General features: G+C 69.3%; 28 protein-coding genes. 17 read left to right on the plus strand and 11 right to left on the minus strand.

Translation table 11 applies throughout. From position 1 onward, the window contains the following. Positions 1–8: 8 nt before the first annotated feature. From G524_RS0108580 to G524_RS0108590, 3 genes are all read right to left on the minus strand, one after another. Positions 9–1,808 (minus strand): AMP-dependent synthetase/ligase, encoded by a 1,800-nt coding sequence (locus G524_RS0108580; RefSeq protein ID WP_027443351.1) that lies wholly within the window; start codon positions 1,806–1,808, stop codon positions 9–11. A 192-nt stretch (positions 1,809–2,000) separates the two neighbouring features. Continuing rightward, positions 2,001–3,728, minus strand: a complete 1,728-nt coding sequence (gene ggt, locus G524_RS0108585) for a gamma-glutamyltransferase (RefSeq protein WP_425387212.1) — start codon at positions 3,726–3,728, stop codon at positions 2,001–2,003. Between the two features lie 6 nt (positions 3,729–3,734). Further along, positions 3,735–4,778: a quinone-dependent dihydroorotate dehydrogenase gene (locus tag G524_RS0108590; protein ID WP_027443353.1), complete on the minus strand. Its 1,044-nt coding sequence runs from the start codon at positions 4,776–4,778 to the stop codon at positions 3,735–3,737. A 383-nt stretch (positions 4,779–5,161) separates the two neighbouring features. On the opposite strand from G524_RS0108590, the gene G524_RS15390 reads away from it, so the two are divergent. The 12 genes from G524_RS15390 to G524_RS0108650 all read left to right on the plus strand — a co-directional run bounded on the left by G524_RS15390 (position 5,162) and on the right by G524_RS0108650 (position 13,974). Continuing rightward, positions 5,162–6,025, plus strand: a complete 864-nt coding sequence (locus tag G524_RS15390; protein ID WP_051221019.1) for a helix-turn-helix domain-containing protein — start codon at positions 5,162–5,164, stop codon at positions 6,023–6,025. Between the two features lie 123 nt (positions 6,026–6,148). Next, the gene (locus G524_RS16300; protein WP_027443354.1) at positions 6,149–7,024 is read left to right on the plus strand and encodes a helix-turn-helix domain-containing protein; all 876 of its coding nucleotides are present in this window, start codon (positions 6,149–6,151) and stop codon (positions 7,022–7,024) included. A gap of 97 nt (positions 7,025–7,121) precedes the next feature. After that, positions 7,122–7,562, plus strand: coding sequence for an SUF system Fe-S cluster assembly regulator (locus G524_RS0108605; RefSeq protein WP_027443355.1), 441 nt, complete (start codon positions 7,122–7,124; stop codon positions 7,560–7,562). Beyond that, positions 7,559–9,055, plus strand: coding sequence for a Fe-S cluster assembly protein SufB (sufB, locus tag G524_RS0108610; RefSeq protein WP_027443356.1), 1,497 nt, complete (start codon positions 7,559–7,561; stop codon positions 9,053–9,055). Before G524_RS0108605 ends, sufB begins: the two co-directional genes overlap by 4 nt. Continuing rightward, positions 9,052–9,339, plus strand: coding sequence for a hypothetical protein (locus G524_RS0108615; protein WP_027443357.1), 288 nt, complete (start codon positions 9,052–9,054; stop codon positions 9,337–9,339). The genes sufB and G524_RS0108615 overlap by 4 nt, the downstream gene beginning before the upstream one ends. A gap of 10 nt (positions 9,340–9,349) precedes the next feature. Next, entirely contained in the window at positions 9,350–9,877 is a 528-nt protein-coding gene (locus G524_RS15400) for an endonuclease domain-containing protein (protein WP_036857670.1), read from the plus strand. After that, on the plus strand, positions 9,877–10,620 hold the full coding sequence (gene sufC / locus G524_RS0108625) for a Fe-S cluster assembly ATPase SufC (RefSeq protein ID WP_027443358.1): 744 nt from the start codon (positions 9,877–9,879) through the stop codon (positions 10,618–10,620). Before G524_RS15400 ends, sufC begins: the two co-directional genes overlap by 1 nt. Beyond that, a complete protein-coding gene (locus tag G524_RS0108630; RefSeq protein ID WP_027443359.1) occupies positions 10,620–11,390 on the plus strand; it encodes a SufD family Fe-S cluster assembly protein in 771 nt (256 codons plus the stop codon). Before sufC ends, G524_RS0108630 begins: the two co-directional genes overlap by 1 nt. 53 nt (positions 11,391–11,443) lie before the next feature. Further along, positions 11,444–12,619, plus strand: a complete 1,176-nt coding sequence (locus tag G524_RS0108635; RefSeq protein ID WP_051221040.1) for a cysteine desulfurase — start codon at positions 11,444–11,446, stop codon at positions 12,617–12,619. A 4-nt stretch (positions 12,620–12,623) separates the two neighbouring features. Continuing rightward, positions 12,624–13,109: an SUF system Fe-S cluster assembly protein gene (locus G524_RS0108640; protein WP_027443361.1), complete on the plus strand. Its 486-nt coding sequence runs from the start codon at positions 12,624–12,626 to the stop codon at positions 13,107–13,109. Positions 13,110–13,114: 5 nt separating this feature from the next. Beyond that, the gene (locus tag G524_RS0108645; RefSeq protein WP_036857683.1) at positions 13,115–13,612 is read left to right on the plus strand and encodes a GNAT family N-acetyltransferase; all 498 of its coding nucleotides are present in this window, start codon (positions 13,115–13,117) and stop codon (positions 13,610–13,612) included. Beyond that, a complete protein-coding gene (locus tag G524_RS0108650; protein WP_027443363.1) occupies positions 13,609–13,974 on the plus strand; it encodes a HesB/IscA family protein in 366 nt (121 codons plus the stop codon). The genes G524_RS0108645 and G524_RS0108650 overlap by 4 nt, the downstream gene beginning before the upstream one ends. Positions 13,975–13,992: 18 nt before the next feature. Here G524_RS0108650 and G524_RS0108655 read toward each other — a convergent pair whose 3' ends face one another. Together G524_RS0108655 and G524_RS15405 are read right to left on the minus strand one after the other, a co-directional pair. Next, on the minus strand, positions 13,993–14,937 hold the full coding sequence (locus tag G524_RS0108655) for an SH2 domain-containing protein (protein WP_027443364.1): 945 nt from the start codon (positions 14,935–14,937) through the stop codon (positions 13,993–13,995). A 54-nt stretch (positions 14,938–14,991) separates the two neighbouring features. Then, positions 14,992–15,396 carry a hypothetical protein gene (locus tag G524_RS15405; protein ID WP_051221020.1) on the minus strand — a complete coding sequence of 135 codons (405 nt, stop codon included), beginning with the start codon at positions 15,394–15,396 and terminating at the stop codon, positions 14,992–14,994. A 131-nt stretch (positions 15,397–15,527) separates the two neighbouring features. On the opposite strand from G524_RS15405, the gene G524_RS0108665 reads away from it, so the two are divergent. Then, on the plus strand, positions 15,528–16,529 hold the full coding sequence (locus G524_RS0108665; protein WP_027443365.1) for an adenosine kinase: 1,002 nt from the start codon (positions 15,528–15,530) through the stop codon (positions 16,527–16,529). Positions 16,530–16,535: 6 nt separating this feature from the next. Here G524_RS0108665 and G524_RS0108670 read toward each other — a convergent pair whose 3' ends face one another. Next, positions 16,536–16,922: a hypothetical protein gene (locus G524_RS0108670; RefSeq protein ID WP_027443366.1), complete on the minus strand. Its 387-nt coding sequence runs from the start codon at positions 16,920–16,922 to the stop codon at positions 16,536–16,538. A gap of 44 nt (positions 16,923–16,966) precedes the next feature. Further along, a complete protein-coding gene (gene purD, locus G524_RS0108675; protein WP_027443367.1) occupies positions 16,967–18,250 on the minus strand; it encodes a phosphoribosylamine--glycine ligase in 1,284 nt (427 codons plus the stop codon). Here purD and xseA point away from each other — a divergent pair. Genes xseA through G524_RS0108690 form a run of 3 tightly spaced genes read left to right on the plus strand, consistent with a single transcriptional unit; the run spans position 18,249 to position 20,929 of the window. Beyond that, entirely contained in the window at positions 18,249–19,718 is a 1,470-nt protein-coding gene (gene xseA, locus G524_RS0108680) for an exodeoxyribonuclease VII large subunit (RefSeq protein WP_027443368.1), read from the plus strand. The genes purD and xseA overlap by 2 nt on opposite strands. A 24-nt stretch (positions 19,719–19,742) precedes the next feature. Beyond that, positions 19,743–19,958, plus strand: coding sequence for a DUF2093 domain-containing protein (locus G524_RS0108685; RefSeq protein WP_027443369.1), 216 nt, complete (start codon positions 19,743–19,745; stop codon positions 19,956–19,958). 8 nt (positions 19,959–19,966) lie between these two features. Then, positions 19,967–20,929 carry an esterase-like activity of phytase family protein gene (locus tag G524_RS0108690; protein WP_036857671.1) on the plus strand — a complete coding sequence of 321 codons (963 nt, stop codon included), beginning with the start codon at positions 19,967–19,969 and terminating at the stop codon, positions 20,927–20,929. A 93-nt stretch (positions 20,930–21,022) separates the two neighbouring features. Here G524_RS0108690 and rpmB read toward each other — a convergent pair whose 3' ends face one another. Next, positions 21,023–21,310 (minus strand): 50S ribosomal protein L28, encoded by a 288-nt coding sequence (gene rpmB / locus G524_RS0108695; RefSeq protein ID WP_027443371.1) that lies wholly within the window; start codon positions 21,308–21,310, stop codon positions 21,023–21,025. Positions 21,311–21,429: 119 nt separating this feature from the next. Here rpmB and G524_RS0108700 point away from each other — a divergent pair, with 119 nt between their 5' ends. Then, positions 21,430–21,885, plus strand: a complete 456-nt coding sequence (locus G524_RS0108700) for a nucleoside deaminase (RefSeq protein ID WP_027443372.1) — start codon at positions 21,430–21,432, stop codon at positions 21,883–21,885. 18 nt (positions 21,886–21,903) lie between these two features. Here the strand turns inward: G524_RS0108700 and G524_RS0108705 are convergent, their stop codons facing one another. From G524_RS0108705 to nadC, 3 genes are read right to left on the minus strand one after another with little or no spacing between them, the layout of a single operon-like run. Continuing rightward, complete coding sequence (locus G524_RS0108705) at positions 21,904–22,587, minus strand: T2 family ribonuclease (RefSeq protein ID WP_245561331.1); 684 nt, start codon at positions 22,585–22,587, stop codon at positions 21,904–21,906. 10 nt (positions 22,588–22,597) lie between these two features. Next, entirely contained in the window at positions 22,598–23,005 is a 408-nt protein-coding gene (locus G524_RS0108710; protein WP_027443374.1) for a hypothetical protein, read from the minus strand. Then, positions 23,002–23,874: a carboxylating nicotinate-nucleotide diphosphorylase gene (nadC, locus tag G524_RS0108715; protein ID WP_027443375.1), complete on the minus strand. Its 873-nt coding sequence runs from the start codon at positions 23,872–23,874 to the stop codon at positions 23,002–23,004. The genes G524_RS0108710 and nadC overlap by 4 nt, the downstream gene beginning before the upstream one ends. Positions 23,875–23,878 lie beyond the last annotated feature (4 nt).

Here is a 23,878-nt window from a genome sequence, read left to right on the forward strand (position 1 = left end):
ACCCGCGCTCAGGCGCGATAGAGTGCGTCGATCCGCTCCTGATAGCGCTCGCGGATTTTGTGGCGGCGGATCTTCATGCTCGGGGTCATTTCCTCGTTCTCGATGGTGAAGGCCTCGTCGGCAAAGGCAAAGCCGCGCACCTTCTCGATCACCGAGAGATCGGCATTGGTGCGGTCGATCGCGGCGCGCACCGCAGCGCGGAAGGCGGGCAGGGCCTGGAGCGCCTTCAGATCGAACTTCTCGCCATTGGCGCGCGCCCATTCCAGCGCCCATTCGGGATCGGGCACGATCAGCGCCACGACATAGGGTCGCTTGTCGCCGCTCACCATCGCTTGGGCGATCTCGGGCTGGAGCGTGAGCATCCCCTCGACCTTCTGCGGGGCGATGTTGTCGCCCTTGTCGTTGACGATCATGTCCTTCTTGCGGTCGGTGATCTTGATCCGGCCCTTCTCGTCGAGGTGGCCGATATCCCCGGTGTGGAGCCAACCGTCCTTCAGGGTGCGGGCGGTTTCGGCCTCGTTGCGCCAATAGCCGTGCATCACCAGCTCGCCGCGCACCAGGATTTCGCCGTCCTCGGCGATGCGCACCTCGACGCCGCTGAGCGGCGGGCCGACAGTGTCCATCTTGAGGCCCACCGAGGGCCGGTTGCAGCTGATCACCGGCCCGGCCTCGGTCTGGCCATAGCCCTGCAGCATGGTGAGGCCCATCGCCTCGAAGAAATTGCCGACTTCGGGGTTCAAGGGCGCCCCGCCCGAGACCATCGCCTTGATCCGCCCGCCGAACTTGGCGCGGATCTTGGGCCGCAGGGTCTTTTCGACGAGGAAATCCATCGGCCGGTCGCGCAGGCGCTTCTTGCCCTCCTTGGCATGTTCGGCGATCCTGAGCGCGGCATCCATGAGGAAATTGGCCAGCCGGCCCTGCTTTTCCACCTGCTTCATGATCCGGGTGCGCAGCACCTCGAACAGGCGCGGCACCACCACCATGATGGTGGGGCGGGTCTCCTCGATATTGCTGGCGAGCTTTTCCAGCCCTTCGGAATAGAAGATCTCCGCCCCCACCCCGATCGGCAGGAACTGCCCGCCGGTGTGCTCATAGGCGTGGCTCAAGGGCAGGAAGGAGAGGAAGCGTTCGTCGGTGATGCCGAAATCCTCGACCAGGATTTCCGCCGCACCGAGCACGTTGCACAAGATCGCCCCGTGGTGCTGCATCACCCCGCGCGGGGCGCCGCCGGTGCCGCTGGTGTAGATGAGGCAGGCGGTGTCCTCACGCCCGATCGCGGCGATGCGCGCCTCCACCGCGGCGCGCGCGGCCGCCGCATCGCCGGTGATGAGCGCCCCCCAGTCGTGATAGTCGAAGCTGCCCGCCTGCTTGCGGTGCAGATCATCGATCCCGATGACGTGTTCGACAAGGCCGGTCTGCGCGATCGCGCCGACGAGGGGCGCCAGCAGCTTCTCGTTCGAGACGAACACCGCCAGCGCGCCCGAATTGTCGAGGATATGGGCATGATCGCGGCGGGTGTTGGTGGTGTAGGTGGGCACGGTGATGCAGCCGGCAGCCATGATCGCTAGATCGGCGATGCACCATTCGGGGCGGTTTTCCGAGACCAGCGCCACCCTGTCGCCATCCTTGAGGCCGAGGCCGCGCAGCGCCTCGGCGAGCAGGCACACCTGATCGGCCACCTCGCGCCAACTGAGCGTCACCCATTGGCCCCTTTGCTTGCGCCCGAGGAAGGGAGCATCGCCCTTCTCGTCAGCCCGCCGCAGGAACAGCTCGACGAGGTTGCCGGTGGCGGCGATGTCGGCCAGCAGCGGGTTGCCGAGCGGCGTGGCATCGGCGCGGGTCGTGCCGCCGGTGGCGGCGGGCAGCTTGGGGGCGTGCACTGGCAAAGGCTCCTCGTCCCTTCTTGATCTTGTGCGCGGGGGGCAGGGGCGCGACCCGCATGAGCGTACCAGATTAGAACTTGCGCGCCGTAGCGGCAAGCGACCTGCGCGCGCCCTGGCTCAAGGGGTGACCGCGCTCGCCAGCCGCGGCTCGCTTGCCGCCTCCCAGCTGCCATCGGCGCGCCGGGCGATGGCATTGGCCTTTATCGGCGCCGCGCCAGCGCGCAAGCCCTTGTGGCCGAGCGCGCGCAAGGGCTCCTGCATCGCCTCGAGCGGGGTCCCCGCCTCGATCAGCACCGCATCGCCAAAGGCCATGGCAAAGGGCAGGGCGAGCGCCTCCTTCGCCCCGAGGCCGAAATCGATGACGCCGATGATCGCCCGGGCAACGGTCACCGGAATGGTCGGCCCGCCCGCCGCGCCCACCACCAGCACCACCTTGCCTTGCGCATCATAGACGATCGTGGGCGCCATCGAGGAGCGCGGGCGCTTGCCGCCCTCGACCCGGTTGGCCACCGGCTTGCCATCGGCCTCGGGAGTGAGGGTGAAATCGGTAAGCTCGTTGTTGAGATAGAAGCCGCCAAAGAACAGCCCCGAGCCGAAGGCGCCCTCGATCGTCGAGGTGTAGCTCACCGCATCGCCCGCAGCATCGACCACGGCAAAATGGCTGGTGCCGTTCTCTGGCTCCTCCGGCCCGTCGCCGCGGGCGCGCGGGGCGCCGGGGGGCACCCCGGCCGCGACCTTGTCCTGCGCGCGCGCCGGATCGATCAGGGCCGAGCGTGCGGCAAGATAGGCAGGATCGACCAACCCGGCGACCGGCACGGCGACGAAATCGGAATCGGCGGCATAAAGCTCGCGGTCGGCATAGGCGAGGCGTTGGCTTTCGATGAACAGGTGCCAGAAGGTCGGGCTCTCAGGCCCCAGCGCGGCCAGATCGAAGCGCTCGAGCTGGCCGAGGATCTGCGCCACCGCAATCCCGCCCGAGGACGGCGGGCCCATGCCGCAGACCCGATAGAGGCGGTAGCGGATGCACACCGGCGGGCGCTCCTTGGCCTTATAGCTGGTGATGTCAGCGGCACTCATCCGCCCGTCCTGCGGGGTTTCGGCCGCGACAAAGGCGGCGAGCGCCGCGGCAGGCGCCTCGCCATACATGGCCTGCGGGCCGTCCTTGGCGAGCTTGCGCAAGGTGGCGGCAAGCTCGGGCACACGGATCACCGTGCCCACCGGCAGGGGGTTTCCGTCCTCGCCGAAGAACAGGCTGCGCGCAGCATCGCTCTTGTCGGCCCGGCCGCGGTTCGCCGCCAGCGAATCGTAAAGCCGCCGGTTCATCACGAAGCCATCTTCGGCAAGGGCAATGGCAGGCGCGAACAGCTTCGCCCAGGCCAGCCGCCCATGCGCCGCGTGCGCCTTGGCGGCGAGCGCGATATTGCCCGGCACCCCGACGCTGAGGCCCGAAAAGACGCGCGTCTCGCGCGGCAGCAGCTTGCCCGATGCGTCGAGAAAGCGGGTGGGCGTCGCCGCGGCAGGGGCGGTCTCGCGCCCGTCATAGCTGGTGAGCGCGCCCTTGCGGCCATCGGCGTGGAGGAGGAGGCCGCCCCCGCCGATGCCTGAGGATTGCGGCTCGACCACGGTGAGCGCCAGCATCACTGCGATCGCCGCATCCATCGCCGAGCCACCTTGCGCCAGAATCGCCTCGCCCGCCGCAGTGGCGCGCGGATCGGCGCTGCTGACCGCGCCCGGCGCGGCTGGCGCGCTGGCGGCAAGGCCTTCGGGCGCGCCCTGGGTGCTGGCGCAGCCGGCAAGGGCAAGGGCGAAGGGGGCAAGAAGCGTGGCAAGACGGCGCATGACCATTACCTGCTATGCGCTTCCCACCGCTTCGGCAATGCTGGCAAAGCCATCGCGCCGCATGAGGCGCTCAAGCCCGCGCACGATCCGCGCGCCAAGGCCGGGGCCGTGATAGACCATCGCCGAATAGAGCTGCACCAGCGAAGCGCCCGCGCGGATGCGCTCCCAGGCGTGTTCGGCGCTGGCGATCCCGCCCACCCCCACCAGCGGCACCGCCCCGCCGGTGGCCTTGCGAAAATCGCGCAGGCGCTGGGTTGCCAGCGTGCGCAGGGGCGCGCCCGAAAGCCCCCCCGCCTCGCCCGCTTGGCGTGAGCGCAGCGCCGGGCGGCTCACCGTAGTGTTGGCAACCACCAGTGCGCCGAGGCGCTTGTCGATGGCGATGCGCGCGATGGCGTCGATATCCGCCGGTTCGAGATCGGGGGCGACCTTCAAGAACACCGGCGGAGGGGCGGATGGCGTGGCCGCATCCCGCGCCGCGATCACCGCATCGATGAGGCCGGCAAGCGCGCCCTCGTCCTGCAGCGCGCGCAGGCCCGGGGTGTTGGGGGAGGAGACATTGACGCACAGATAGCTCGCGACCGGGGCCATCATCCGGGCCATCTCGCCATAATCGGCGATACGATCGGGCGAATCCTTGTTGGCGCCGATATTGACCCCGACAATTCCCGGCCGGCCCGCGCGCGCCTGCAAGCGCGCCAGCGCCGCCGCGGCCCCGGCATTGTTGAAGCCCATGCGGTTGATCACCGCCTGATCTTCAACCAGACGGAACAGCCGCGGCCTGGGGTTGCCCGCCTGAGGCAGCGGGGTGATCGAGCCGACCTCGGCAAAGCCGAAGCCAAGGCCGATGAGCGCGTCGGGCACCTCGGCATCCTTGTCGAACCCAGCGGCAACCCCGACCGGATTGGGAAAGGAAAGGCCCGCAAGCGTGATCGCCAGCGGCCCCTCGGGCGGCGGGGCGGGGCGTGGCGGCAGGGCCGCGAGCGCGCGCACCGCAAGGCGGTGGGCATTTTCGGGATCGAGCGCGAAGAGCGCGGGCTTCAAGAGGCTGAACAGCATCGCGCCCTTGCGCCTAGGTGAGCCACGCGGCGCTGTCGAGTTCCTGCCGCGCGCTGCGCTGCCAGCCTGCGCGGCAAATTCTCAGCCCCGGTTCAGCTTGCCCCCGCCGCGATGGGCCCGGCGCTTGTCGCTTGCATACAATCCCGCCGCGCAATTGCGCGATATAGGTCGCCTTGCGACCCGAAGGGCTCGGAGCAGGTTTGCGAAGAGTTCCTCAACTCATGAGGGCGGCATTCCTGTTGGGGGTGCCGCCCCTTTTTCGCCCCCCTTCCATTATCGTCCCGGCAAAAGGGCGGGAAACAAAGCGGACGCAAAGGGTTTGGCAGCGCAATGGACGCGATCGCCTCACCCCACCCTTCCGGTGCGCCCGGCGATGCGCCCCCGTGCTCACGCCCCCGGCGCTCATCGCGGTCGATTACATCCCCCCGCCCGCCGCGATCGCGCCGCTGGTGACGACGCTCTACCATTTCCGCTGCGACGAGCCGCTGATCCGCGACATCCAGCCCGCCGCGATCGGCAATCTGTGCCTGTTCCCCCATGGCTCAGGGGAGATGCACTTTGCCGATGGGCGGCGCGATCCCAACCACGCCGTGGGGCTGATGACCCCGCTCTCGCGCGCCACCCCGATCGTGGTCGAAGGCCCGTTCCACGCCTTCGGCGCGGCGCTCACCCCGCTCGGCTGGGCGGCGCTCACCGGGCTGCACGCGGGCCAGCACCGTGACCGGCTGCTGCCCGCGGCCAGCGTGCTCGGCCCGGAGATCGAGGCGCTCGGCAATCGGCTGATCGCCGCCTATCGCACCGGAAGCCTCACCGGGCGGGAATGCGCGCTCGAAATCGGCGGCTTCATCGCCGCCCGCGCTCGGCCCCTGCCGCAGCGCCACGTGGCACTGATCGCCGCGGTGGGCGCCTGGCTGGGCGCCGCCTTCAACCCCGAAGTGGGCGATCTGGCCGGAGCGGCAGGCTATTCGCCGCGCCAGGTGCAGCGCCTGGTGGAGCGCTATTTCGGCCTGCCGCCGCGCGCGCTGGCCCGCAAATACCGGGCGCTGCGCGCCGCAGCGCTGCTGGCAGGGCCGCAGCTTTCGCTGGCCGAGGAGGCGGCGCTCGCCGAAGCCTTCTTCGATCAATCGCACATGATCCGCGAAATCGTGCGCTTCATCGGGCGCACCCCGGCGCGGCTGGCGGACAAGGCCACGCCCTATCTGGCCGAGATGATCGCCCCCACCAACCTGCGCGAGCTCGAGGTCTGAGGCCGCGCGGGCCGGCTCCGCTGCCGGCTCTCGACAAGCCGGCGCCTTTGCCGCATGAATCCGGGCGAAAGAGGCGCAAGGCCGCGCCCGGGCCGCGAAAACAGAGCACAAGGGGGCCCCGCAATGGGGGCAGGGTTGCGTTTCGCCTATCGTATCATCGCGCCGCCCGAGCCGGCTTCTGGACTGATCAACACCTTCTATCTGATCGAGACCTACGCGCCGCGGATCGAGGAGGCGATCCCGGCCTATTCGGCGCAGCTGGTAGTGATGGTCCGCGGGCGGCTCGAGATCACCTATGCCGACGGACATACCGAGCGCTCCGGCGCGCTGGTGCTCAACGCCCCGCAGCTGCGCGCGGCGCAATGCGTGATCGAAGGCCCGGCGTTGATCCTGGGCGCCTCGCTCACGCACACCGCCTGGCAGGAGCTTGCCAACCTGCCCGCCGATGCGGTGCATGACCGGCTGATCGCCCCCGAAACGGTGCTTGGACCCGAGGAGATCGCCGCGTTCGAAGCCGCGGCCGCCGCCTGCGCGGCGGGCAAGGCCGCGCCCGAGACGCTGTGTAAGCCGCTTGTCAACGTCGTCGCGGCCCGGCGCCATGCGCTCAATCCTGGCCATCGGCGGGTGATCGAGGCGGTGCTTGCCTGGCTGGCCGAGGGGCTCGAGCCCTCGCTCGGCGCGCTGCAGGCGAGCGTCGATGTCTCCCCGCGCCAGCTCCAGCGCATCTGCCGCCGCTTCTTCGGGGTGCCGCCAGCCCAGGTGCTCAAGCGCTTCCGCGCGCTGCGCGCCGCGATGGTGCTGGCCCAGCCCGCGCTGAGCGAGGAGGTGCGCGCGCAATTGCTGGCCAGCTATTTCGATCAGGCCCACCTCATCCGCGACATCCGCCGCTACACCGGGCGCACGCCCTCGCAGCTCCACCCCGATCTCATCTCGAGCGGCCTGCTCGATCCGGCCGCGCATGGCGAGGCCGCCGCCCCGATTGCGGCGGCCAAGCCCTGAGGACGGCGCCCGCCGGCAAAGCCGCGGTTGAAATCGGAGCACATTGCTCCTAATTGCCAAATCAGAACGAATCGCTCTGATTTGAGAACCATTCGCAATGCGCCTGTCCAACCTTGCCGATTATGCCGTGATCACCATGTGCCAGGCGGCGCTCCACTGCGGCAGCGGGCGGGTGAGCGCAGCCGAACTGGCGGCGGAAACCGGCCTGCCGGTGCCCACGGTGCAGAAGCTGGTCTCCAAGCTCACCGCCGCGGGCCTGCTGCGCTCGGTGCGCGGCGCGCATGGCGGGTTGCAGCTCGGCCGGCCCGCGGCGGCGATCACCGTGGCCGATATTGTCGAGGCGATCGAGGGGCGCATCGCGCTCACCGCCTGCATCGACCATGCGGTGTGCGACTATGAGAGCGGCTGCACGATGAAGCCGCATTGGCCGATCATCAACGAGGCGCTGCGCACCGCGCTTGCCGGGATTACCCTGGCCCAGCTGCGCGGCCCGGCGCTGGCAGCGCGCGCCCCGCTTGCAGAGGACCACCCGGCATGAGCGACGAGATCGAAATCCAGGACCGGGCCGAACGCGACAGGCAAGCGCGCGAGGCCGCCGCGAAGGTAGCCGAATACGAACATGGCTGGGCGGCCGATATCGAGACCGAATTTGCCCCCAAGGGTCTCAATGAAGACACCATCCGCTTCATCAGCGCCAAGAAGGGCGAGCCCGAATGGATGCTCGACTGGCGCCTCAGGGCCTTCCGCCTGTGGCAGGGCATGAAAGAGCCAAATTGGGCCAAGCTCGGCTATCCGCCGATCGATTATCAGGACGCCTATTACTACGCCGCGCCCAAGAAGAAGCCGGCGCTCAAATCGCTCGATGAACTCGATCCCGAGATCAAGGCGGTCTATGACCGGCTGGGCATCCCGGTGGCCGAGCAGGAAGTGCTCGCCGGGGTCGAAGGCGCGCGCAAGGTCGCGGTCGATGCAGTGTTCGACAGCGTTTCGGTGGCCACCACCTTCCGCGAGGAATTGAAGCGCGCCGGGGTGATCTTCCTCTCGATCTCCGAGGCGATCCGCGAATATCCCGATCTGGTGCGGCGCTGGCTGGGCAAGGTGGTGCCGCAGCACGACAATTTCTTCGCCTGCCTCAACAGCGCGGTCTTTTCCGACGGCACCTTCGTCTATGTGCCCGAAGGCGTGCGCTGCCCGATGGAGCTTTCCACCTATTTCCGCATCAATGCCGAGAACACCGGCCAGTTCGAGCGCACGTTGATCGTGGCCGACAAGGGCGCCTATGTCAGCTATCTTGAAGGCTGCACCGCGCCGATGCGCGATGAAAACCAGCTCCACGCCGCGGTGGTTGAACTGGTCGCGCTCGATGATGCCGAGATCAAGTATTCGACCGTGCAGAACTGGTATCCGGGCGATGCCGAAGGGCGGGGCGGGATCTACAACTTCGTGACCAAGCGCGCGCTGTGCCAGGGCGCGCGCAGCAAGGTGAGCTGGACGCAGGTGGAAACCGGGAGCGCCATCACCTGGAAATACCCCTCCTGCGTGCTCAACGGCGAGGATTCGGTCGGCGAGTTCTATTCGGTCGCGGTCACCAACAATTGCCAGCAGGCCGATACCGGCACCAAGATGATCCACAATGGCCGCGGCAGCCGCTCGACCATCATCTCCAAGGGCATCAGCGCCGGCAGGTCGAACAACACCTATCGCGGTCTCGTGCGGGTGGGGCCGAATGCCGATAATGTCCGCAATTTCACGCAGTGCGACAGCCTTTTGCTGGGCGACCAGTGCGGCGCGCACACTGTGCCCTATATCGAGGTCAAGAACCCCACCGCGCAGATCGAGCACGAGGCGACCACCAGCAAGATCAGCGAGGATCAGCTGTTCTACGCCATGCAGCGCGGGCTGGCCGAGGAAGACGCGGTGGCGCTGATCGTCAACGGCTTTGCCCGCGACGTGCTCAAGGAACTGCCGATGGAGTTTGCGGTCGAGGCGCAGAAGCTGCTGGCGATTTCGCTTGAGGGGAGCGTGGGGTGAACCTTGCCATCCTCGCCTTGGGCACGGTCTTCGTGTGGGTCACCGGTTTGTTCTATCTCCGGCATGTCCGCGAATTTCTGCGGATGCGGACTGACCGGATCACCTTCGAACTGTTCCCCTTCGCCAGATCAGCCGAATTGCAGAGCGGCGGGTTCTGGCACACGATCCTGCGCGGCGTTCACGGGATCTCGGCGATCCTTTATGTGGTGATCGGCGTGCCGATCATGTTGTTTTTCATGGGCCTGCTGCCGTTCATGCTGGTCCGCCAGCTGATGCAGGGGTGAGAGAGAGCCGATGACCACCCGCAAAACCCTCGCCCTCAACCCCGAGGCCACCACCGCCGAAGCCCCCGCGCTCAAGAAGAAGGGCCGCGGGTGGGAGATTTCGGAGAAGCGCCTCGATGCGCTGCACGAACAGGCGCGCGAGCTGCGGCGCCATTCCACCGAGGCGCACAAGGCGCTCGCCGCCAGGTTCGCGGCGGCCGACATGGGCCGCTACGCCTTCAAGCGCCACGCGGTGGTGGGCAGCGCGATTGTCGATTTCGTCTGCCACAACCTCGGCCTTGCCCTCGCCATCGACGAGGAAGGGCAGAACGACACGCTCGCGAGGCGGCGCGACAAGAGCCTTGAAAGCGTCGGCATCAAGGTGATGCGGATCGCGGCCAAGGATATTCTCGAGGATATCGACGCGGTGCTCGCCCGCATCACCCTCGCCATGCGTGAGCGCATCGCGACGAAGACCAGGGCCGCCCACGCCCATAGGGCAGCCAACCCCAAGCAGACCTATTCGCGCCCGAAACCGCGCGCCCCAAGGAACGATTGATGCTCGAAATCACCAATCTCCACGTCAGCGTTGCCGACAAGCCGATCCTCAAGGGCCTCACCCTCTCTGTCCCCGCGGGCGAGGTGCACGCGGTCATGGGCCCCAATGGCGCGGGCAAATCGACCCTCGCCCACGTGCTCGGCGGCAAGCCGGGTTATGAGGTGACCGCAGGCAGCGTGACCTTCCGCGGGGAAGACCTGCTTGCGCTCGAACCGCACGAGCGCGCGGCGAGGGGCCTGTTCCTCGGGTTTCAATATCCGGTCGAGATCCCCGGCGTTTCCAACGTCCAGTTCCTGCGCGAGGCCTTGAACGCCCAGCGCAAGGCGCGCGGGGAAGAGCCGCTGTCGGGCGGCGAATTCCTGAAGCTCGCCCGCGAGAAGGCGGCGCTGCTCAAGATGGACATGGAAATGCTGAAAAGGCAGGTCAATGTCGGCTTTTCCGGCGGCGAGAAGAAGCGCGCCGAGATGGTGCAGATGGGCATTCTCGATCCCGCCTTCGCGGTGCTCGACGAGACGGACTCGGGCCTCGATATCGACGCGCTCAGGATCGTCGGCGCAGGGATCAATGCGATCATGCGCAGCGCGGACAAGGCGGTGCTCCTCATCACCCACTACCAGCGCCTGCTCGATGTCGTCGCGCCCGACAAGGTGAGCGTGCTCGCCGATGGCCGCATCCTCGAGACCGGCGGGCCGGAGCTTGCCCTGAGGCTCGAGGCCGAGGGCTATGATGCGGTGCTGGCGTGATGGCTGAGGCCGCAACCCTTCCCACCCGCCGCGATGAGGCCTGGCGCTATGCCGATATCGACGCAATCGCGCGGCTTGGCGCGGAAGCGCTCGCACAGTGGCAGGCGTTGGATGTGCCTGCGGGGACAAGCCTGACCCGCTGCCTCGTGGTCGGCGCGGATGCGCCGGAGGTGCAGCGCTGGCGCGTGCGGCTGGAAGACAGCGCGCGCGCGGGTTTCTTCATCGTCAACCGCGGCGGCGATTACACCCGCGTGGAGCTGGAGGTGCACCTTGCCCGGGGCGCGCATTTCGAATTCGGCGGCGTCACGATTGGCGGGGCCAATGAACAGGGGGGCGTGACCCGCGAATTCGTGACCACGGTGATCCACGCCGAGCCGGAAGCCAGCTCCAACCAGGTGGTGCGCGCCGTCCACTGGGGCGGGGCGAGCGGCAATTTTCTTGGGCAAATCAAGGTTGCCCGCCACGCGCAGAAGACCGATGCGGCGCAGGACTTCAAGGGCCTGCTGCTCGAGGCCGGCGCGAGCGCCAATGCCGTCCCGCAGCTCGAAATCTTTGCCGATGATGTCAAATGCGCCCACGGCGCCACTGTCGGCGCGCTCGATGAGGCCGCGCGCTTCTACATGATGGCGCGCGGGATCGCCCCGGCCACGGCCCAGCGGCTGCTGGTGCAGGCCTTCATCGGCGATGCCTTCGTCGCGCTTGCCGACGAGGCCGAGCGGGAGCGCCTGCTCGATGCGGCGCTCGGCGTGCTCGAAGGAGCGCGGCTGTGAGCGCCGCCACCACCCTTGCCCCGCTGGTCGATGTCGGGGCCGACTTTCCCGGCATGGTCACCCATGACGGCAAGTCCTGGCACTATCTCGACACCGCCGCCACCGCGCAGAAGCCGCGCGCGGTGATCGACGCCATGGCCCGCGCCCTGGGCGAGGATTACGCCACGGTGCACCGCGGGGTCTATGCCCGCTCGGCCGAGATGACGCTCGCCTACGAGGCGGCGCGGCGCAAGGTCGCGCGCTTCATCGGCGGTGCAGAGGACGAGCTGGTCTTCACCCGCGGCGCGACCGAGGCGATCAATCTGGTGGCGCAGACCTGGGGCCGGGCAAACCTGAAGGCGGGCGATCGCATCCTGCTCTCGCAGCTTGAGCACCATTCCAACATCGTGCCCTGGCAGATGGTGGCCGAGGCCACCGGCGCGGTGATCGACGTCTGCCCGCTCACCCGCGATCACCGCATCGACCTCGATGCGGCCGAAGCCATGCTGACCGAGCGGCACCGGCTGATCGCGCTCGCCCATGTCTCCAATGTCACCGGCGCCGTGCTCGATGTGCCGCGCGCGGCGGCGCTGGCGCAGAAGGTGGGGGCAAGGCTGCTGCTCGACGGGTGCCAGAGCGCGCCGCACATGGACGTCGATGTTGCCACGCTGGGGTGTGATTTCTTCGTCTTTTCCGCGCACAAGCTCTATGGCCCCACCGGGATCGGGGCCTTGTGGGCGCGCCGCGAAGTGCTGGCGGCCATGCCCCCCTACCAGGGCGGCGGGGCGATGATCGACCGGGTGACCTTTGCACGCACCACCTATGCCCCCGCGCCGCAGCGCTTCGAGGCCGGCACCCCGGCGATTGCCGAGGCGATCGCCTTTGCCGCAGCGGTGGACTATGTCAGCGCCATCGGCACGGCTCGCATCCACGCGCATGAACAGGCGCTGGTCGCCCGGCTGCGCCGCGCGCTGGGGGCGATGAATGATGTGCGCCTGTTCGGCCCGGACGACAGCGCCGGGATCGTCAGCTTCGTGATCGAGGGCATCCACCCCCACGATCTCGGCACCATTCTTGATGAAGCCGATGTCGCGATCCGCGCCGGGCACCACTGCGCCCAGCCGCTGATGGACGCGCTTGGCGTTCCGGCCACCGCGCGGGCGAGCTTCGGGCTCTATTCGCAAGAAGCCGATATTGCCGCGCTGGTTGAAGGAATCGCGCGCACCCGCCGGATCTTTGCCAGAGGATGAGATGATGGACAGCGCCGCCGACATCACCCCCCGCAAGCCGCCCCGCGCCAGGGTTTCGGACGCCATCGATCCCGACGCCGCCCCCACCCCGGCCGCTCCCGAGGCTGCGCCCCCGCCGCGCCAGCGCGATTATCTGGAAGGATTTCTTGCCGCCAGGCCCGCCGAGGAGGCCGCCCATGGCCCGGGCAGCGCGCTGCAGGAAGCGGTGATCGCGGCGCTGCGCGAGATCTATGACCCGGAAATCCCGGTCAACATCTACGATCTCGGGCTGGTCTATGGGGTCGAGGTGGACGAGAATGCCGATGCCACCATCACCATGACGCTCACCACCCCGCATTGCCCGGTGGCCGAATCGATGCCGGGCGAGGTCGAACTGCGCGTTGCCAGCGTGCCGGGGATCCGCGATGTCGAGGTCAACCTCGTCTGGGATCCGCCCTGGGGCCCGCACAAGATGAGCGACGAGGCCCGGCTCGAGCTGGGGATGCTGTGATCGCGATGCCCTGCCCGCCCCCGGCCCTCAGCATCGCCCTTGCCGATTATCGCGATCCCCGCGATGCCGCTGCCCTGGTGGCCCTGCTCGATGCCTATGCCCGCGATCCCATGGGCGCAGGCACGCCCCTGCCCGAGGCGGTGAAGGCGCGGCTGCCGGGCGATCTTGCCGCCAACCCCCAGGCCTTTTCGCTGCTGGCCTGGCTCGGGGGGGAGGCGGTGGGGCTGGCCAATTGCTTCGTCGGCTATTCCACCTTTGCCGCTGCCCCCTTGGTCAATATCCACGATCTGGCCGTGGCGGCGCACCAGCGCGGCAAGGGCATCGGCAGGGCGCTGATCGCCGCGATCGAGGCCGAGGCCTTGAAGCGCGGGGCCGCAAAGATCACATTGGAAGTGCTGAGCGGCAATCCGGCGCGCCGGCTCTATGCCGCCTGTGGCTTTGGCGACTACCAGCTCGATCCCGCCGCCGGGCAGGCGCTGTTCTGGCAGAAGAGGCTGAGATGACGGACACCCCCACCACCACCCGCCCCGCGCCCAAGGCCGCCGTCACCCTCACCCCGCGCGCCGAGGCGCGCATCGCCGAGCTGATGGCCAGGGCCCCCGAAGGTGCGATCGGGGTGAAGCTCTCCACCCCGCGGCGCGGCTGCTCGGGCCTGGCCTATTCGGTCGATTACGTCACCGAGGAAGCCCGCTTCGACGAGAAGATCGAAACCCCGGGCGGCACCTTCTATATTGACGGGGCGAGCGTGCTCTACCTCGTGGGCAGCACCATGGACTGGCGCGAGGATGATTTCAGCGCCGGCTTCGTCTTCGACAACCCCAATGCCAAGGGCGCCTGCGGCTGCGGCGAGAGCTTCATGGTCTGATCCCGCGCGGCGCGCGGTTCAGACCTCGGCGGCGAGCCGGGCAATGAGGCGGGTTTCGAGCTCGTCGACCTCGCCATCGGCGCCGATCATGCGCGCGAGCCATTCCTGCTCGAAGGGCGTGACCTCGGCCCCCGCCGCGGCGAGGGCGCCATAATCCGGCCCGCCCGGCTGCTTCTTCCCGAAGACCTTGCCGAAATGGTTCATCACCTGCGGCGCCTCGCGCGCCAGCCGGGTCATGAAGCGCCCGACGCTCGCCTGGTTGTCGGCGATGAAGGCTTCCAGCTCGCGCCGCCGAGCGTGATCAAGCTGCGCATGGGCAAGGGTGAAGCCCTTGAGATAATTGGTAACCCCATCGAGGAACAGCGCCTCCCACTCGGGCGCGTTCTCCTCGGCGAGGGTCGCATCCTTGAGGCGGAAGAGCATTTCGGCATCGTGGCGCGTCACCGCCGCCGGGCCGTGGCCGCCGCTGGCAAACACCACCCGGCGCACGATCCGGCATTCGGCCGCGGTGATGTGGGTGGCGGCAAGTTCGCCGCCGCAGCGCGTCGGCCCCACGCCCGAGAGCACCGCGCGTTCGACCTGGGCGAGCACATAGTGCTTGAGCCGGTCGGGAGTGTTCTCGGCGCGCTCGAGGATGCGCACCAGGCATTCGAGCTCGGCCATGGTCTCGACCACGCCATCATGATCGACCTGGCTGATCAGCCATGCGGCCTCGTCCTCGGAACATTGCAGCCGCGGTGGGGAGCCGTTGAGCACGAATTCGCCGATCGCCTCGACGAAGAAGTCGCACCATTCGGCGCTGCGCTCATGAAGCGCGGCGTTGAGCGCGAACAGCGCCTCGGCCTCGGCCCGGGTGATGAGCCCGTCGCCCCAGCCTTCGCGGCGCAGCGCCAGCAGGGTGTCGGCGGCAAGCCGCCCCTCGGCCGTCGCGGCCCTGGCGATGGCGATGAATGGTGTGGTCATGCGCGCCCCCTCGAGGTTCGCCGGGGGAATGGCACAGACAGGCTTAAGACCGGGTTACCGCCGCTCGAGCTCGCGCAGGCAATCGGCCGGATCGCGCGGCGCGCCGCCCTGACGCTGGCGCGCGGCAAGGTGGGTGGCGGTGGGCTCGGCCCCGGCGCGTAAGGGATAGAGGTAGATATCGAGCACGCAGGAAGGCCCGGCAAACTGGAGCTTGCGCGCATCGCCCTCGGTCAGCGTCAGCCGCGGCGTGCCCAAGCGGCGGGTGAGCGCGGCGCCGGTTTCACCGATCACCCCGTCAAGCCCGGCCCCGCGCATCACCTGCGGCACCACCACGATGCTGCTGCGCGCGCCCGCCACGCCGGGGGCGGGGGCGGCGGGACGCGGTGGCGGCGCACCGGCACAGGCGGCAAGCGCCAGCGGGCAGGCGGCAAGCAGGGCCAAGGCACGGCACGGCAGCATGCGCCAAGCCGATGCGGATCGGGCGCGCCCAAGTCAACGCCAGAGGCGCGCCGCGCTGCGCACAAGAGATGCTTGGCGGCGCGGGCGAACGCGGCTAGGCGGCGCCAAGCCACAAACCCGAGGAACCGCCCGTGACCAATCCCACCCCGCCCCGCTACGATGTCATCGCCATCGGCAATGCCGTGGTCGACGTGATCGCCGCGTGCGAGGAGGAGCTGATCGAGGAGCTTCAGCTCAACCGCGGCGGCATGACCCTGATCGACGAGGCCCGCGCCGAGGAACTCTATGAGGCCATGCCCCCGGCGCGCGAGGTCTCGGGCGGCTCGGCAGCCAACACGCTGGCCGGCCTTGCCATGCTCGGCCTCGAATGTGCCTTCATCGGCCAGGTCGCCGACGACCAGCTCGGCAAGGTGTTCCGCCACGACATGCGCGCCACCGGCATCGATTTCGACACCCCGGCGCGCCCCGGCGAGCCGGCAACGGGCCGCGTGCTGATCTTCGTCACCCCCGATGGCGAGCGCACCATGAACACCTTCCTCGGCGCCGGGCAATATCTGCCGGCAAGCGCGCTCGATGAAGACCTGATCGCGAGCGGGGCGATCCTCTATCTCGAAGGCTATCTGTGGGACCCAGAAGAGCCGCGAGGGGCGATGCGCCGCGCGATCGAGGTGGCGCGCGCCGCCGGGCGCAAGGTGGCCTTCACCGCCTCGGAAAGCTTCGTGATCGAACGCCACCGCGCCGATTTCCTCGCCATGATCGACGAGGGCGTGATCGACATCCTGTTCGTCAACGAAAGCGAACTGGCCACCCTTACCGGCGAGGCGGATTTCGAGGCGGGCCTTGCCGCGGTGGCGGGCAAGGTGCCGGTGCTGGTGGCGACCCGCTCGGAGAAAGGCGCCGTGGCCATCGCCCATGGCGAGCGCGCCGAGGTCGCCGCGGTACCGGTGATGAAGGTGGTCGATACCACCGGGGCGGGGGATCAGTTCGCCGCCGGGTTCCTCTCGGGCTATGTCAAGGGCGAGCCGCTCACCCGCTGCCTGAAGCGCGGGGCGATCTGCGCCGCGGAAGTGATCTCGCACTATGGCCCGCGGCCCGAGGCCGACATGCTGAGGCTGATGGAAGAACGCCTCTAGGCGCGCCTATTCGTCGGGCACATAGCCCGCGTGCCGCAGCGTCACCATATAGGCGGCGATCTCATTGATCTGCGGCCGGGTGAGGGTGAAATCCATCTGCTCCGGGTAATTGTGCGCATCCGCCAGCCAGTCGGCGAGCGAGGTTTGCGACAGCCCCGGGCGGTTGGCGATCGCGGCAAAGCTGGGTGCGGCCGGATTGGGCGAGAGGAACGGCGGTTCGACCGCATGGCACCCGCCGCAGGCCGCCTCGATGAAGGCCGGGGCACGGGTATCGGGCGACGGCGAGGTCGGCTTGCCCAGCATCGGCGGGGGGTTGTCGCTGCCCGGGGCGGAGGCGCAGGCGGCAAGCGCGAGGCAGGCAAGCGGGGCGATGCAGGCGAGGCGATCGGTCATGCTGGCCTTATCCTTGCTGTTTGGCGCACAATCCTTGATCGGGATCAATTATCTGCCCCTGCCTGCTCGCGCGCCACTTCGCGCCAGCCGATATCGCGGCGGCAGAAGCCGGTGGGGAAGCTGATCCGGTCCACCGCTTCGTAGGCGCGCTGCTGTGCCTCGGTGACGCTGCGTCCCAGCGCGGTGACATTGAGCACCCGCCCGCCATTGGCCACCAGCGCCCCGTCCTTGATCGCGGTGCCGGCGTGGAACACCTTGGCCCCATCGGCCTCGGCATCATCGAGCGCGATTTTCCCGCCCTTGTCCGGCGTGCCGGGATAGCCTTTGGCCGCCATCACCACGGTGAGCGCGGCCTCATTGCGCCAGGCGATTGCGGCGTCCTCCAGCTTCCCTTGCGCGCAGGCGAGCATCAGCGCGACGAGATCGCTTTCGAGCCGCATCATCAGCACCTGGCATTCGGGGTCGCCAAAGCGGACATTGTATTCGATGAGCTTTGGCCCCTCGGCCGTCAGCATCAGCCCGGCATAGAGCACGCCCTGATAGGGATGGCCCTCCTCGCGCATGGTGCGCACGGTCGGTTCGATGATCTCGGCCATCACCCGGCCCTGCAAGTCGCTCGTCAGCACCGGCGCGGGGGAATAGGCGCCCATCCCGCCGGTGTTGGGGCCGGTGTCGCCCTCGCCCACGCGCTTGTGATCCTGCGCGCTGCCGAAGGGGATGATGTGGGTGCCATCGGTGAGCGCGAAGAAGCTTGCTTCCTCGCCTTCGAGGAACTCCTCGATCACCACCTCGGCCCCGGCGCTGCCAAAGGCCCCGCCGAACATCTCGGCAAGCGCCGCCTCGGCCTCGGCGAGGCTCTGGGCGATCACCACGCCCTTACCGGCGGCCAGCCCATCGGCCTTGAGCACGTAAGGTGGGGCAAAGCGGGCGAGCGCGGCGCGGGCCTCCTCCAGCGAGGATGTCCGCACATAACCCGCGGTGGGAATGCCGGCGCGGGCGCACAGGTCCTTGGTGAAGCCCTTGGAACCTTCCAGTTGCGCCGCAGCGCGCGAGGGGCCGAACACCGGCACCCCCGCCGCGCGCAGGGCATCGGAAAGGCCATCGACCAGCGGCGCCTCCGGCCCGATCACCACCAGGCCGATGGCACGATCCGCACAAAAGCCCACCACCGCCGCGTGATCGGCAATGTCGAGCGCCACGATCTCGGCCTCCTCGGCAATGCCGGGATTTCCGGGGGCGGCGTAAAGGCGGGTGAGCGAAGGGGATTGCGCCAGCTTCCAGGCCAGCGCATGTTCGCGCCCACCCGAGCCGACCAGCAGGATATTCATGGCACCTCCGCCCACTTCCGACAGCAACGCCGGGCTGGTAGCGCGCCAATGGCCCGGCGACAACGCCGAGCCGCTGAGCGTGAGCGCGCTGGCGGCGCTGCTCAAGCGCACGGTGGAGGAGCGCTTCGGCTTCGTGCGCCTGCGCGGCGAGCTTTCGGGGGTGAAGCGCGCCGCCTCGGGCCACCTCTATTGCGCCCTCAAGGACGAGAGCGCGGTGATCGACGGGGTGATGTGGAAGGGCACCGCGGCGCGCCTGTCCTTCCGCCCCGAGGATGGGCTGGAAGTGATCGCCAGCGGCAAGCTCACCACCTATCCCGGGCGCTCCAAATATCAGATCGTGATCGAGAGCCTCGAGCTTGCCGGCGAGGGCGCGCTCCTCGCGCTGCTGGAAAAGACCCGCGCAAGGCTCGCCGCCGAGGGCCTGTTCGCACCGGAGCGCAAGCGCCCCCTGCCATTCCTGCCGCGGGTGATCGGCGTCGTCACCTCGCCCACCGGCGCGGTGATCCGCGACATTCTCCACCGCCTTGCCGACCGCTTTCCCAGCCACGTGCTGGTCTGGCCGGTGCTGGTGCAGGGCGAGGGCGCGGCGGCGCAGGTGGCAGCGGCCCTGCGCGGCTTTGCCGCGATCGCACCCGGCGGCCCGGTGCCGCGCCCCGATGTGGTGATCGTCGCGCGTGGGGGCGGATCGATCGAGGATCTGTGGGCTTTCAACGAGGAAGTGGTGGTGCGCGCGATCGCCGAGTGCCCCATCCCGGTGATCAGCGCCGTGGGGCACGAGACCGACACCACGCTGGCTGATTTCGCTGCCGACCGGCGCGCCCCCACCCCCACCGCGGCGGCGGAAATGGCAGTGCCGGTGCGCGCCGATCTCATGCTTACCCTTGCCGATCTTGCCGCCCGCCAGCGCCGCGCGGTCACGCGCCCGCTCGAGCTGGGGCGCGAGCGGCTGGCGGCGCGCGTGCGGCTGCTGCCGCGCCCGGAGAACCTGCTCCAGCCGCAGGCGCAAAGGCTCGACGATCTCGCCGAGCGCCTGCGCCGCGCCCTTTCTGACCGGGCGATGCGGGGGCGCGAGCGGCTCGCCGGGGTGGCGGCGCGGCTCTCACCGGCGCTGCTGGTACGCAGCGCGGCCGAGGCGCGGCGGCGCCTCGAAGCGGTGCGGCTTGTCCCCGCGCTCGCCCGACGGCGCATCGAGACCGGGGCCGAGCGCCTCGCCGCGCTTGCCCGGGTGATGGGCCAGCTGCACCCCGAAGGCCCGCTCGCGCGCGGCTATGTGATCGTGCGCAGCCGCGCCGGGCGCGCGCTCACCAGCCGCGCTGCCGCGGCGGGCGAGCCGGGGCTGGTGCTGCAATTTGCCGACGGCACGCTCGATGCCGTCCCTGCGGGAAGCCCCGCCATTGCCCGCACGCCGCCCCGCCGCCCCGCCCGCCCCGCGCCGGACGCGGGGACGCAAGAGGATTTGTTCGGCTAGGCCCGCTCTGCTATTACCCTTGCCATGCTGATGACCCCTGCCGACAAGGCCGCCAAGCTCTATTACGGCCCCTCCAGCTTCCGGGTCCTGAGGCCCGGCACCCATGTCTATTGCGCGGTGACGGGCGAGGCGATCCCGCTGGCTGAACTGCGTTACTGGAGCGCCGAGCGGCAGGAGGCCTATGCCTCGTGCGAGATCGCCACGCGCCGCCTGCTCCAGCTCGACAAGCCGGGCCAATAGCCGCGCCGATGCGCAAGTGGCGGCGGGTGATCGCGGCGCTGGCCGTGGCTGCGGCCTGCGCGCCGGGCACCTGGCTGCGCGCACCGGTTGATGCGCGTCCGCCGCAGCATGTCACCATCACCCGCATCGCCGGGCCCGCGACCGTCAGCAGCGCCCCCGGCTGGCGGCGCGAAGGGGTGTGGCAGATCAGCGCGCCGGGGTTGCGCTTCGGCGGCTTTTCGGCGTTGCTGGCGCTGCGCCCCGGATCCTTGCGCGCCTTTTCCGACCGCAGCTTTCGCCTCACCCTCGATGAGCCGGGCCTGCCCAATGCAGACGGGAGCATGAACCGCCAGCTTTCGGTGCGCGGCCTTGCGCGCCACCTCACCGACATCGAATCGGCCACCCGCGATCCGGCGAGCGGCCAATACTGGCTCGGCTATGAGCAGACCCACGCGATCCAGCGCTTCACCATCGCCAGCCTGCCCGCTGGCGAGCGGCTGCTCGCAGGTCTGGTGGACTGGCCCGAGAATGCCGGGATCGAGGCGATGGTGCGCCTTGCCGACGGGCGCTTCGTCATCATCCCCGAGGCCGGAGACACGGGGCTGATCTTCGCGCGCGACCCGGTTGCCGGCGGCGCGCCGCAGCGCTTCCGGTTCCGCCTGCCGGGCAAGGGCTATGTCGCAACCGACGCGGCGCAGCTGCCCGATGGCCGCCTCCTCGTGCTGCTGCGGCGGCTCGAATGGCCCGGGCGCGAGGCCTGGCCACCCTTTTCGGCCATGCTGGCGATCGCACCGCCGCCCCGGCCGGGCGGGATCTTCGCGCCGCGCCTGGTGCTCAGGCTCGACGCGGTAGTGCCGCGCGAGAATTACGAGGGCCTCGCCTTGCGGGCGCGCGATGATGGGCAGGTCGATGTGTGGTTGATCTCGGACGACAATTTCTCGGTGTTCCAGCGCACCCTGCTGGCGCGGCTGGTGTTCGATCCGGCGGGATGAGCCGGACAAAGCAAAGGCGCCCGGGACCCGGGCGCCTCAGCTTTGCGCTTGCCAGTGTGGCAGGAATCGCCCCCTTGGCGGGGGCAGCGCCGATCAGGCCGCGGCCTCGGCCTTGATCAGCTCGCGCTTGACCTTGCGGGCATTGGCCGAGAGCTTGTCGTCGCTGGTCTTGAGCAGCCAGTTGTCCAGCCCGCCATTGTGCTCGACCGAGCGCAGCGCGTGGGTCGAAACCCGGAACTTGAAGCTGCGGCCCAGCTTCTCGCTCATCAGCGTCACGTTCTGCAGGTTGGGCAGGAAGACGCGCTTGGTCTTGTTGTTGGCGTGGCTGACATTGTGGCCGATCTGGCGGCCCTTGCCGGTCAGTTCGCAGATGCGCGACATGGTCTCGTCTCTTCTCGTGAAAGCGGGTCTAAGCCGGGAAAGCGGCGCGCATAACGGTGCCGCCCCGAATCGTCAAGCGCGTTGCAAGCGCGTGCCACCGCGGCTAGCCCGGCAGCACGATGACCCGCTGGCCACTTCCCCCGCCGATGCAACGCGCGCTCGACGAGGCGCGCCGCGCCGCCCGAGCGGGCGAAGTGCCGATCGGGGCGGTGGTCGTCAAGGACGGACGCGTCATCGCCGCGGCGCACAATACCCCGCGGGCGCTGCACGATCCCACCGCCCATGCCGAAATCCTCGCCATCCGCGCCGCGGCCAGGGCGCTTGGCGATGAACGCCTTTCCGGGTGCGAATTGTGGGTGACGCTCGAGCCTTGCGCGATGTGCGCGGGCGCCATCGGCCATGCCCGCATCGCCCGGCTCTACTATGCCGCGAGCGACCCCAAGGGCGGCGCGGTCGAGCACGGAGCGCGGGTGTTTGACCAGCCCCAGTGCCTGCATCGGATAGAGGTCTATGCCGGGATCGGGGCTGAGGAGGCCGCCGAACTCTTGCGCGCCTTCTTCGCCCAGCGGCGCTGAGCCGGGGCGTCCTCGGCCTCAAAGCCCGCGCCAGATCCGGGCCGGGGCCTCATCCCCGGCGCCGCGGCGCGCGGGCGGGCAGGGCGCGGGCTGGAAGGCTCTGCCATAGCACAGGCGGATTTCCTCGAGCCAGCCGCGCGGACCCAGCTTCACCGCGATCGCGCGTGCCGGCCAGCCGGGGTTGGCTGCGGCAAAGGCGGCGCGGATGCGCCCGGCGGTGAGGCCCTCCTCGCGCGCGATGCGGTCGTAATCGGGCAGGCTCAGCCCCTCCCACAGGATACGGATGACCTTGAGATATTGCCCCGGGCGGCGGGTCATGCAGGCCCCGTGCTTGGCCCATTGGCGCGCGACCAGATCGGGCGAGGGCATGAGGCACAGCGCGCCGCGCAGCTCGGCCGGGCTTGGGGCCGCGCGCGCCGGGCACCATTGCGGCCAGCCGCGCGGGCCTTGGGGCCACAACCCGTGCACCACGAGGCCAAAGCGCCCGCGCGCGCCGCTGCATTGCAGGTGATGCGCGCGCGCCTTGGTGCGGGGGCGGCAGAACTCGGGGCTCCAGCTCAGCGCCAGGGTGTAGCCGGAGACGGGGAGCACCCGGCGCGGGCCATCGGGCGCGATCCTGGGCACCGCCGCAACCACCGGCGCGCGGCATTGATAGGCCTGCGCCCGGGCGGCGCCGGGCAGGGCCAGCACCAGCGCCAGCACGGCGACAAGGCTAATCGAACACCGCAGGATCGATCTCCTGCCTGCGCGCGAACCAGCGGGTGGCCTGGGGGGTGAGAAGTGCGGCCATGGCGATGGCGATGAGCAGCGTACCGGCAAGGCCCGCCGGATCGCTCAGCACAAGCCGCAAGGCGCCAAAGCCCAGCACCAGCCAGCGGGCAAAGCGCGCGGCCAAGAGATAGATCCACACGAGCGGAATGAGCGCGATGGTGAATTCGGCGCTCAGCGCGATGATCGTGGCCTCGCGGTCCCAGGCGATCAGCGGAAGATTGGCGGCATAGACCGTCTCGGCCAGGGGCAGATCGGCCAGGCCATACGCCAGCCGCAGCAGCGCGGCGGCGAGGAAGGCGGCGGCAAAGATGCGGATGGCGAGCGGGCGCGGGCGGCCGAGCGGGATCATAGCGGGGCAAAATCAAGCCCGATATCGGCCGCGGGCGCGCTTTGGGTGATGCGCCCGACCGAGATGTAATCGACCCCGCTTGCGGCCTTGGCGGCGATGGTGTCGAGGTTGACGCCGCCGCTCGCCTCGGTCGGCACCCGGCCCGCAACCAGCCGCACCGCCTCGGCAAGGGTTGCGGCATCCATGTTGTCGAGCAGCAGGTGATGCGCGCCCGCCGCGAGCGCGGGCTCGATCTGCTCGAGCCGGTCAACCTCGCAGATGATCCGCGCAACGCCCGCCTCACGTGCGCGGGCCACCGCCTCGGCGACGCTGCCGGCAACAGCAATGTGGTTGTCCTTGATCATCGCCGCATCCCACAGGCCCATGCGGTGGTTCTGCGCCCCGCCCTGGCGGGTGGCGTATTTTTCCAGCGCCCGCAGCCCGGGCAGGGTCTTGCGGGTGTCAAGCAGGGTGCAGGCGGGATTGCCGCCGGGGGCGCGCATGGCGGTGACATAGGCCTGGGTCAGCGTGGCGATGCCGGAGAGGTGCTGGACGATGTTGAGCGCGCTGCGTTCGGCGGTGAGGAGGGCGCGCGCCGCGCCCTCGATGCGCATGAGATCGGTGCCGGCGGGCACCTTGTCGCCGTCGTGCACCAGCATGGTGATGGTGCAATCAGGATCGAGGTGGCGGAAGAAGGCCGCCGCCACCGGCAGCCCGGCGACCACGATCGCATCGCGGCTGTCCATCACGCCCGAAAAGCGCGCCTCGGCGGGGATCACGCTTTCCGAGGTGACATCCCTGCCGCCCCCGGGCAGGCCTTCGCCCAGGTCCTCGGCCAGCGTCGCGCGCACAAAGGCATCAAGATCAAGGCCCGGCAAGGAAAAGGACATGGCA

It is taken from the genome of Erythrobacter cryptus DSM 12079, assembly GCF_000422985.1.
Taxonomy (GTDB): domain Bacteria; phylum Pseudomonadota; class Alphaproteobacteria; order Sphingomonadales; family Sphingomonadaceae; genus Erythrobacter; species Erythrobacter cryptus.